Genomic DNA, 580 nt, shown 5'->3' with positions numbered 1-580 from the left:
CGATTCAGCTGGTGCTGAACTTTTTTCCCCCCTCCCTCTTGCCCTTTCCTTCCCCTTCCTCCTTCTCTTTCTCTTTCTTTCTCCCTCCCTCCTTCTCTCTCCTCCCTTCTTTCCTTCCTTCTCTCCCCCCTTCCTCCCCTTCTTCTCCTCTTTCCTTCCCTTCCTCTTTCCCTCCCCCTCCTCCCCCTCTCTCTCTCTTCCCTTCCTCTTTTTTTCTTTCCCTTTTCCTTTTTCCCTTTTCTCTCCTCTTCCTTTCTTTTCCCCTTTTTTCCTCTCCCTTCTTCCCCTCCTTCTCTCCTCCTTTCTCTTTTTTTTTCTTTTCTTTTTTCTCTTCCTTTTCCTTTCCTCTCTCCTTCCTTTTTTCCTTTCCTCTCTCTCTCTCTTTTTCTCTTCCTTCCTCCCCTTTTCCCTTTTTTCCTTCCTTTTTTTTCCTTTTCCCCTTCCTTCCCTTCCTTTTTTTCTTCTTCTTTTTTTTTTTTCCTTTTCCCCTCTCTTTCTTCTTTTTTTCCTTCCTCTCTCCTCCCTCCCCCCTTTTCTCTCTCTTTCTCTTTCTTTTTTCTCCTTCTTTTCCCCCCCTTTT

Annotated in this window: 1 protein-coding gene; it reads right to left on the bottom strand. The window is 45.0% G+C overall.

All coding sequences use genetic code 11. The annotated features are described in order from the left end of the window. Positions 1–4 precede the first annotated feature (4 nt). Positions 5–580 (bottom strand): hypothetical protein (locus B1A85_RS26425; protein WP_210404705.1); only part of this gene is annotated, 576 nt, incomplete at its 5' end.

It is taken from the genome of Chroococcidiopsis sp. TS-821 (assembly GCF_002939305.1).
Lineage (GTDB): Bacteria > Cyanobacteriota > Cyanobacteriia > Cyanobacteriales > Chroococcidiopsidaceae > Chroogloeocystis.
This window is presented reverse-complemented; position numbering and strand designations above follow the sequence as displayed.